Raw genomic sequence first — 9,744 nt, 5'->3', positions numbered from 1 at the left:
TAATAATACACCACTTGTATTTGTTGATGATGAAAATTCAAATGATAAATTTCATTATTTAAAAATAGAAAGTTTATTATATGAAATATTATATATTTTGCTAAATGATTTTTGCATAAAAAAAAATACAACCACAGAATTAAAAAATGAAAGAAATTTAGAACGTTTAAAAATTATTACTGATTATATTGATGAAAATTACAAAGACAATATATCTTTAGATGAAATAGCAACAAACTATCAATTTTCAAAAGAATATCTTGCAACAATCTTCAAAAAATATATGGGAATTACTGTTGGCACATATTTAAAAAATATACGCCTTACCTCTGCATATAGAGATCTAATGAATAGTAATTATTCAATTAATCAACTAGCTTTTGATAATGGCTTTCCTAATATAAAATCTTTTATAAATAGTTTTAAGGAACATTATGGTGAAACACCATACAAATATAAAAAAAATTTTGAAAATAATTTATATTAAAGTTTTTAATTTCATTGTAAATTAAGAATTGTAATCAAAAAATAGCAATTCAAAATTAAATTTATGTTTTAAAATAAAAACACTGTAATGTTAATATAGTATTTAATTATTACATTAACATTACAGTAAAAATACTCAAAATAAATTAATATATTTACTTTACATTATCAATTAGTCTTCTTCTTTTTAATGATTAATATAATACTTGCTCCAAGTATAATACCTGAAATACTTATTAATTGAGCAACTCTCATATTTCCTATCATTAGACTATCAGTTCTTAGACCTTCTATAAATACTCTACCTAATGAATATAATACCATATAACTTGCAATGACAATTCCATTGTCATTATTGATCTTCTTATATAAAATTATAAGTAATATAATGCAAACCATAAGATTCCAACCTGATTCATATAAAAATGTAGGATGATAATAAGTTCCTCCAATATACATGCCTTTTTGAATAAAAGTTGGGAATTTACTTATAAATTCATATGAAACTTTCCCGCCATGAGCTTCTCCGTTCATAAAATTTCCCCATCTACCAATTGCTTGAGCTAATATAATTGATGGCGCTGCTACATCTAAATATTTTATAATATTCATTTTTTTTATTCTTGCAAATATATAAATAGCTAAAAGTGCTCCTATTAATCCACCATGAATAGCTAATCCACCTTTTCTAATATTAAACATATCAATTAAATTATTTTTATAATTTTCAAATTCAAATATTACATAATATATTCTTGCTCCAATAATGGCCGCTGGAAATGCTATAAAAAATATATCTAATATTATATCAAAGTCTACATCTTTCTTTTTACAGTTATAGCTAGTGAGTAGCATTGCTAATATTACACCACAAGCTATGAGTATACCATACCATCTAACTTCAAAACTTCCTATTTCAAATGCTATTGGATCCATAAAATAACCCCTTTCTAATCTTTAGAACATTTACACTAAATTTCTAAGCCATACTTTTTGTTTGTATCTTCTAAAACCTAAAATAAATTTATATACTTCTTCTAATGCAACCATTGCATAAACAAGATAAATAGGAACTTGAAGTAATATTCCCCCTAAAAAAGCTAAAGGTATACCAACACACCAAACACCACTAATATCCAGCATTAATGCCACCTTAGTATCTCCACCACTTCTAAGAATTCCAACAATATTAACCCAGTTAAACACTTTAAAAGGTAAAAAAATTATAAATACAATCAAACAGTTACTTATATTTGCACCTACAACATCTGATACATTAAATAAATTTATTAATGGATTTCTAATAACAAAGCAAATCATCATCATAATTAAAGCACTAATAAACTGCAATATAATAAAATACTTAGCATGAGTTTTAGCTTCTTCTAATTTATTTGCACCTAATTCATTTCCCAAAATAACTGCTGTTGCTGCACTAATTCCTTGGAAAATAACAGTTATTATTTGTTCAACAATTTGGGTTATTGTAATAGCAGCAACTGCTTCATCCCCCATTCTTCCATATACCATAGAATACATTGTCACACCTAAGCCCCACATAAATTCATTAATAATAACTGGAGAGACAGTTACAAAATATAGTTTCACAAACGTCTTATCAAATGCAAAAAGTTCCTTAAACTTTGCAGCTGCTGGACCCTTTTGAAAATATACAATGGATAATATACATGTACATTCAACAGTTCTTGCAATTAAAGTTGCAATAGCTTCTCCTTGTACTCCAAGAGCTGGCATTCCCAAATGTCCAAATATTAAGATATAATTTAAAACTACTTTTATTAAAATAGAAATTAAAGTTATTATAACAGGAGCTTTTACCTGATTTACCCCTCTAAGTAATGCAACATAAACATTTGTAATTGCTGTTAATGGATAACTAATTGCTACAATTGTTAAATATGCTGCACCTATTTTTATGGTTCCTTCATTAGGCGTAAAAATGCTCATAACAATTTCTGGGCATATTAAACTTGGAATTACAAAAATTAATGATCCAATTAATCCCATACTAAGTGACATTCCCAGTACTTTTCTTATGCTTTTTATATCTCTCTTCCCAAAGTATTGAGCTGTTAAAATAGACGAACCACTTACAATTCCAAATAATAATAAAGTAAAGACAAAAAAAACTTTATTTGCAAGTCCAACTGCTGCAATACTTTTTTGTCCTAAACTTCCAATCATCACAGTATCTACAAGATTTAAACTTGTGTTTAATAAAGCTTGCAGCGCTATTGGAATTGTAATAGCTATAGTTTTACGTATAAATTTTTTATCTTGTGCTATATTTTTTAATTCTTTTGTAATTACCATAATATTTAATACCTCATATATTTTACACTTTCTTTAATATCATATTCTATTTTACTTAGTTCAATTCATTGTGTCTACTTATTTTTAGTTTTATCATCTTTATCTTATGTTAATCTACATTATTTTTATTAAGATTTATATCCTCTGCCAAAATAGTCTATATTAAAAGCAGCTTGATTTATTCCAATTAAAAATTAAATTTACACCTCCACATTTTTTATACTTATGAAAGATTTATCCCTAAATATATATCTTTTATAATTCTAATTTGGTATAATGATATAATGTTTAAATTAACTATATATGAGTAATAATAAAAATACTGTCTTGTAAAATAATCTATTTTATGTTATTTTTCTGATGAATAACAATTTAATATACCTTATATATTATTGAAACATTAAAATCATGAAAGAGGTGCTTAACCATAAATACAAATTATAAAACTCAAGAAAATAAATATACTACAAAAGGTAATCTCACTGAAATTGCCATTTTAAAAAAAGATGGAACTGAACTTATTTGCAAAATAGATACCTTTGATGCTGAAAAAGTTAAAAATGCTGGAATTTGGTTTGCTGAATGGCATAAAGATTTTAATAATTATTTAGTACAAACTTTGATAACTAGTAATGTTAATGGAAAAACAATATCTACTAAGCAAACTATTCAATCAGTAATCTTAGATGTTAATCTAAAAGCTCCAATAAAACACTTAAATGGAAATACTTTAGATAATAGAAAAGAGAATTTAGAATTATATAATAAGAACTTAAAAAATGATTGTACAAAAATCGATCATGAAACTATGGCAATAATTTTAAGAGATAAATTTGGCAATCCTAAAGAAAAAGCTTTAATTTCTATGGAAGATGTAAACAAAGTTATCAAAGATGGATATAATTGGGTAGTCTACAAAAAAAGTTCTGATATTATGGTTGTAGCTAATACAACTCAAGGTAGAATTCGTTTAGATGAACTAATTATGGACCCTGATGAAACAATGAAGGTGCATCATATAAATTTAAATCCTTTAGATAATAGAAGAAAAAATTTAGAAAATAAGCTTATTTAATAATATTTTTAATTTAAAATAATTTTAATAAAAAGAGAACACATATGCCTTTTCCGTATGTGTTCTCTTTTAAATTTAACATTTTATGTAAAATAAGTATTTTTATTTGAATCAATTAGGTGTAAACTATTAATTAGGAGAATTTATGACTATAATTATGAGGTGATTTATTTGACAAAGTTTGAAATATTACTGGATGATATCACAAAAATTAAATTTGATGCAATTATAAATGCTGCAAATACCTCTTTACTTGGAGGCGGTGGTGTTGACGGTGCAATCCACAAGGCTTGTGGAAATAAATTATTAGAAGAATGTAGAACCTTAAATGGTTGCCTAACTGGTAAAGCTAAACTAACAAAATCCTATAACTTAGTAGAACGTGGTGTATATTGGGTAATACACACAGTAGGACCTATTTATAGAAATAGTGGTTCTGAAGAAAAATATTTACGAAATGCTTATCGCTCTGTTCTTGATATTGCAGTTAATTACTCTGATTATTACACTAAACAAATTAATGAATATATAAACAAAAATTTGTATCTCTTTAATACAAATAAATTTAACGAAAATAAGCAAAAAGAGTTTTTTATAAAAGATTGCAAAAACTATATCGAGGAACATCCTATTAAAACTATTGCATTTCCATCAATAAGTACAGGTGCTTATTCTTACCCAGTAAGAGAAGCTTGCAACATAGCTTTAGATGAAATTTTAACCTTCATTGAAAAATCACCAGATATTTTTAATGAAATAGCTATAGTTTGTATAGATGAAAAAATTTATACCACTTTCAAAGCATTATATGAAGAGAAACTATAAAAAAAGAGCAGATACTTAAATTTTTAATCTAGTATCTGCTCTTTCCTTATTTTATAAGAAATTCATAAACTGAATCTTATGCGAAATATCTATCTAATAATCCTTTGAAAGCTTTTCCATGTCTAGCTTCATCTTTACACATTTCATGTACTGTATCATGAATTGCATCTAAGTTTAATTTCTTAGCAAGTGTTGCTAAGTCTTTCTTACCTTGACATGCTCCATGTTCTGCATCAACTCTAGCTTGTAAGTTTGCTTTTGTATCAGCTACAACTACTTCTCCTAATAATTCGGCAAATCTTGCAGCATGTTCTGCTTCTTCAAATGCTATTCTCTTATAGGCTTCTGCAACTTCTGGATATCCTTCTCTATCAGCTTGTCTTGACATAGCTAAATACATTCCTACTTCTGTACATTCTCCAGTAAAGTTTGCTCTTAAACCTTCAATTACTTCTTTATCAACATCTTTTGCTACTCCAATTACATGCTCATCAGCAAAAGCTAAATCTCCACTTTGTTCAACAAACTTGTCTGATCCAACTCCACACACTGGACATTTTTCTGGTGCTGCTTCTCCCTCATAAATATAACCACACACTGTACAAACGAATTTTTTCATAATTTTCTCCTCCTAAAATTTAAATTTCTTAATCTTAATTATTTTTATTAATTTATTTTCTCTACATTCATTATTATATAATAACTATTATCCATTGTAAATACTTTTTTTAAATTTCTTATAAAATATTTTATGAATTTATTTATACATATATTATACCTTATTTTCTAAAAATTACGTCAAGTATACGATTAAAAATATTAATTTTATCTATTTTTAGTATATTTAATACTCTTTTCCCTTTATTTTATTGTAAATATGAATTTTATCTGAAATTTTTGTTATATATCTCTAAACTTTATTGTTCGAATATTGAAATTTACTGTATAATTGAATTATACTTAACTTTATAAAAGTAATTTAATTTCACTTATCTTCTATATAAGACTGGTGATAAGTTCAACAAATATTTAAATGTGAACTACCAGCCTATATGGAGTTTCACAACAGCTAAGGAGTGTTTTTATTGTTTGGATATGTTATTCCACTAAAGGCAGAATTGAAAGTAAAAGATTTTGCTAGATTTAAATGCTACTATTGTGGATTATGTTGCCACATAAAAAAAGAATTTGGAAATATTCCTAGAATGTCTTTAAATTATGATATGACTTTCTTAGGATTATTACTAGATGGATTAAATCCAGATGAATTAGAAGTTTCATATCATCGATGCTCTCTTCATCCAGCTGAGAAAAAGCTTGTAATAGCTAATAACAAAGCTTTATCTTATGCAGCTGCTATGAATATTTCCTTATTTTATTATAAATTATTAGATGATGTAAATGATGATGAAAATTTAAAAAGTAAGTTTTTTTCATTAATTTTATCACCATATAAAAAAAAGTTTAGTTCTTCAATAGTTAAAGTAAATGATGATATAAAACAATGTTTAAACAAACTTTCCATGTTAGAAAATAATAAATCTTTTACTTCTATAGATGAAATATGTGATCCTTTTAGTAATTTAGTTGGCATAATCTTATGCGATTATCCTTATAAATTAATTGATGACTCTAAGGAGCTTAGAGATACCTTATATAATTTAGGTTATTCTATTGGCAAATGGATTTATTTAATAGATGCTTTAGATGATTTAAAATCTGATATGGAAAAAGGAAAATTTAATCCAATAAATTTTTTATATAATAAAGATTCCTTATTATATAATGAATTTATAGAATTTATAAAGCCTAAAATAGAATTTACTATTTTAAACTGTGGATATACATCAAAGGAAAATTTAAAAAAATTGCAACTTAATAGAAATAAAGATATACTATATAACATAATTGAACTTGGCTTAATGGATAAATATGTAACTGTTACTAAAAATCCAGAAAGTACAAATGAAACTAAAAGGAGAGATTTATAATGAATCCATATGAAGTGTTAGGAATAAAGCCTAATGCAACTCAAGACGAAATAAAAAGTGCTTATAGGAAACTTATAAAACAATATCATCCTGATAAATTTGTAGATAATCCATTAAAAAATTTAGCAGAAGAAAAAATGATAGAAATTAATAAAGCTTACGATATTTTAACTAAAAATTCTGGTGACAATAATAATTATACTTCTAGTAGTTCTTCTAATTATAACAATACCTCAACTGGTTCTTTTGATTTTCAAGAAATAAGAAGAGCTATTCAATCTGGAAATTATGCTTTTGCGGAAAGTAAGTTAAATTCTATTAATAATAGAACTGCAGAATGGCATTATTTATATGGTGCAGTATTACTTAATAAAGGTTGGTTTGATTCTGCTCTTGAACATATGAATACAGCGGTTTCTATGGATCCAAATAACTTTGAATACAGACAAGGTTTAAATTCCCTAAGACAAAGAGGTAATAACTATTCTAACCCTTACTATAGAACTACAAATACAAACAATGCTGATATGTGCAATTGCTGTATAAATCTTTGGTGTTTAGATAGTTTATGTGAATGTGCTGGTGGAGATTTAATTGGTTGTTGTTAGATATTCTAATCTGAAACTCAATGTTACAGTTATGTAAATTAAGTTTTATTAAAGAGGTGAACTTTCATGAAATCAAAATATATTGCTGAAAGTGGATTGTTAGTGGGATTGACTCTAGTAGTACTTTTTACTACTTCTATTTTCTCAATAAGTACTTTATCTATTTTAACAGTTGCTTCTTGCTTAATTCCAATATCTATTATAAGAACTTCAATAAAAAATGCAATTTTAGTTTATATTGCTTCAAGCATTCTTAGTTTTGTATTGATTCCAATTAATATTGCTGTTTATTATACATTGTTCTTTGGAATATATGGAATAATTAAATATTTTATAGAAAAGACTAGAAACTTGCCTTTAGAAATATTATTAAAATTAATTTCCTTTAATGTATTGCTAGGAATTACTTATTTAATTACTAAAAGCTTTTTAAGTATTATATATCCTAGTATTTCTTTATGGCTTTTATGGATAATAGCTCAAGCAGTCTTTTTTATTTATGACTATGCCTTAACCTTAGCAATATCTTTTTTCCTTAAGAGATTTAATAAGAATTTTTGACTTTTTTATTTTTAATATGTTATCTTTACTAAGTACAATGCATACTTCAATTAATAATTTATAGCAAATTATTAATTGAAGTATGCATTGTACTTATTTTTTGTACCTTTAGAATGATTTTTAATTAGTAATTATATTTTTCTATTAAATTTTTTAAAAATTCAACAGTTTTTATAGGTGCTTTTCCTATTGATGTTTCGCCCGCTAAAATAAAGCCTGTTGCACCAGACTTTATAAAATTATATATACATTCAACCTCTGAAATTGATGGCATTTTTCCAATTTTCATACTGTTAAAAAGATGTGTTGCTATAATTATATCCTTTTCCTTATTCTTATTTGCTTCTTTTAATATTCTTTCTTCATATATAGGTGTATCTTCTATTGATGTTTCAGGAATCAAATCTCCTCTTCCTATAACAATTCCATCAGATTCATTTAAAATACCTTTTATATTGTTAACTCCATTTAACGTTTCTATCTTTGCCCAAATTTTTACTTTATCTTCATTTAACTTATTCTCATAAAAAAATGATTTTATTTGTTTAATATCTTCTTTATATTCAACAAAGGATTGGCACACTATATCTACTTTATTTATAATCCCCCAGTTTATGGCCTCCTTATCTTTTTCACTTAATAAGATAGTTTTTCTTTCCAGATTTTTTATGTTACACCCCTTACCTTTTCTAATAATTCCGCCTTTTGCTGTAATAGCTCTAGTAAATCCATCCTGCTTATCTATAACATTAAAAATCATAGTATTATCTTTTATTCCTATTTGCTTATAATCTTTTTCATTTAAAATTTTATTTTCTATATTCAATGGAATTATTTTGATTTTCATCTTACTTATATTATTTTTTATTTCACTATATTTATCTTCACCACAAAAGTATATTTCTTCATCATCATAAACTTTATATATATATTCAAAATTATTGGATACTCTTACTTTAGTTCCTGAAAGATCCAATATTATTTCTATATCCTTATTTATTTCTTTTGCCTTTTTCAATATTTCTAAAAACTCTGTTGCACTCCCATGGATAAAATTAAATCTTAGTGCATTTACACCACTATCTATTATCCCCTTAAGTACAGTTCTGTCTTTTATATTTGGCCCTACTGTCCCTATTATATACATAATGTCCTCCAAATTATTCTTACTCTATTTATAATATTATACAAGGTTCTCAATTATCACTTAGAATAAATAAATTTCTCTATTCCCAAATTATATGAAAGTCCTAAAAGAATTATAATATTAATTAATTTCATAAACTTAACAAAAATGAATTATCATACTTACTTATTATTTTTCATATATAAAAAATGTAAGAAATTTTATTAGGAGATGTTTTAATTTTGAAGAAATTTAATTTAATTTTTATTACTTTACTTTTACTTTTCTCTTTAAGTGGCTGTATTACTGAAAATCCTCAATACATAAATTTTTCTACAAAACCAAATAATCATTATTATACTGACCAATTGAAGAATAAAATTTTAGGTGATGAAAATTTTACACTTTATGTTTTTGATACTAATTTATATAAAGAAATCGAAGTTTCAAAGAATGAAAATCCAATAATTAAAAACTTTATTTCTTCCTTAATTTCAGATAGTTACTCTGATGAACAAATTAATAAAAAGGAATCCTTTAGAATAAAAGTAGTTTTTAATGATGATAAATACTTAATTAAAATTTTTGATAATTCTATTGCTTCTATTTCTCCATGGGATGGTAATTATAAAGAAGATATTATTTCAGTAAAAGAATTGCCTTTAAGATATAATTTATTAGATTTTTGCAATCACATTGCAAATAAACCATTATCTAGTTAATTCTAATATTCTTAAT

The 9,744-nt window shown here is 25.2% G+C and carries 11 protein-coding genes; 7 read left to right on the top strand and 4 right to left on the bottom strand.

Features of this window, described 5'->3' with window-relative positions; genetic code table 11:
* Nucleotides 1-487, top strand: a 487-nt coding sequence (locus tag CLPUN_RS02360) for a helix-turn-helix transcriptional regulator (RefSeq protein WP_143328955.1), incomplete at its 5' end; no start/stop codon positions are given.
* 167 nt (nt 488-654) lie between these two features.
* Here the strand turns inward: CLPUN_RS02360 and lgt are convergent.
* Nucleotides 655-1,422 carry a prolipoprotein diacylglyceryl transferase gene (gene lgt, locus CLPUN_RS02355; protein ID WP_077845773.1) on the bottom strand — a complete coding sequence of 256 codons (768 nt, stop codon included), beginning with the start codon at nt 1,420-1,422 and terminating at the stop codon, nt 655-657.
* A gap of 30 nt (nt 1,423-1,452) precedes the next feature.
* Entirely contained in the window at nt 1,453-2,820 is a 1,368-nt protein-coding gene (locus tag CLPUN_RS02350; protein WP_077845772.1) for an MATE family efflux transporter, read from the bottom strand.
* Nucleotides 2,821-3,247: 427 nt separating this feature from the next.
* On the opposite strand from CLPUN_RS02350, the gene CLPUN_RS02345 reads away from it, so the two are divergent.
* Complete coding sequence (locus tag CLPUN_RS02345; protein WP_077845771.1) at nt 3,248-3,895, top strand: hypothetical protein; 648 nt, start codon at nt 3,248-3,250, stop codon at nt 3,893-3,895.
* A 171-nt stretch (nt 3,896-4,066) separates the two neighbouring features.
* On the top strand, nt 4,067-4,720 hold the full coding sequence (locus tag CLPUN_RS02340) for a macro domain-containing protein (RefSeq protein WP_077845770.1): 654 nt from the start codon (nt 4,067-4,069) through the stop codon (nt 4,718-4,720).
* Nucleotides 4,721-4,796: 76 nt separating this feature from the next.
* Here the strand turns inward: CLPUN_RS02340 and CLPUN_RS02335 are convergent, their stop codons facing one another.
* Complete coding sequence (locus tag CLPUN_RS02335; RefSeq protein ID WP_077845769.1) at nt 4,797-5,339, bottom strand: NADH peroxidase; 543 nt, start codon at nt 5,337-5,339, stop codon at nt 4,797-4,799.
* A 466-nt stretch (nt 5,340-5,805) separates the two neighbouring features.
* On the opposite strand from CLPUN_RS02335, the gene CLPUN_RS02330 reads away from it, so the two are divergent.
* The 3 genes from CLPUN_RS02330 to CLPUN_RS02320 all read left to right on the top strand — a co-directional run bounded on the left by CLPUN_RS02330 (nt 5,806) and on the right by CLPUN_RS02320 (nt 7,880).
* Nucleotides 5,806-6,711, top strand: a complete 906-nt coding sequence (locus CLPUN_RS02330; RefSeq protein WP_077845768.1) for a DUF5685 family protein — start codon at nt 5,806-5,808, stop codon at nt 6,709-6,711.
* Nucleotides 6,711-7,319, top strand: a complete 609-nt coding sequence (locus tag CLPUN_RS02325; protein WP_077845767.1) for a J domain-containing protein — start codon at nt 6,711-6,713, stop codon at nt 7,317-7,319. The genes CLPUN_RS02330 and CLPUN_RS02325 overlap by 1 nt, the downstream gene beginning before the upstream one ends.
* A 66-nt stretch (nt 7,320-7,385) precedes the next feature.
* On the top strand, nt 7,386-7,880 hold the full coding sequence (locus CLPUN_RS02320; RefSeq protein WP_077845766.1) for a hypothetical protein: 495 nt from the start codon (nt 7,386-7,388) through the stop codon (nt 7,878-7,880).
* A gap of 124 nt (nt 7,881-8,004) precedes the next feature.
* Here CLPUN_RS02320 and CLPUN_RS02315 read toward each other — a convergent pair whose 3' ends face one another.
* On the bottom strand, nt 8,005-9,027 hold the full coding sequence (locus CLPUN_RS02315) for a pyruvate kinase (RefSeq protein WP_077845765.1): 1,023 nt from the start codon (nt 9,025-9,027) through the stop codon (nt 8,005-8,007).
* 221 nt (nt 9,028-9,248) lie between these two features.
* Between CLPUN_RS02315 and CLPUN_RS02310 the strand changes: the two genes are divergently transcribed.
* Nucleotides 9,249-9,728 (top strand): DUF4883 family protein, encoded by a 480-nt coding sequence (locus CLPUN_RS02310; protein WP_077845764.1) that lies wholly within the window; start codon nt 9,249-9,251, stop codon nt 9,726-9,728.
* The last annotated feature ends 16 nt before the right edge of the window (nt 9,729-9,744 follow it).

The organism is Clostridium puniceum (assembly GCF_002006345.1).
In the GTDB taxonomy this organism is placed as follows: domain Bacteria; phylum Bacillota; class Clostridia; order Clostridiales; family Clostridiaceae; genus Clostridium; species Clostridium puniceum.
The sequence above is the reverse complement of the archived record's forward strand: the minus strand, read 5'-3'. Positions and strand labels throughout refer to the sequence as shown.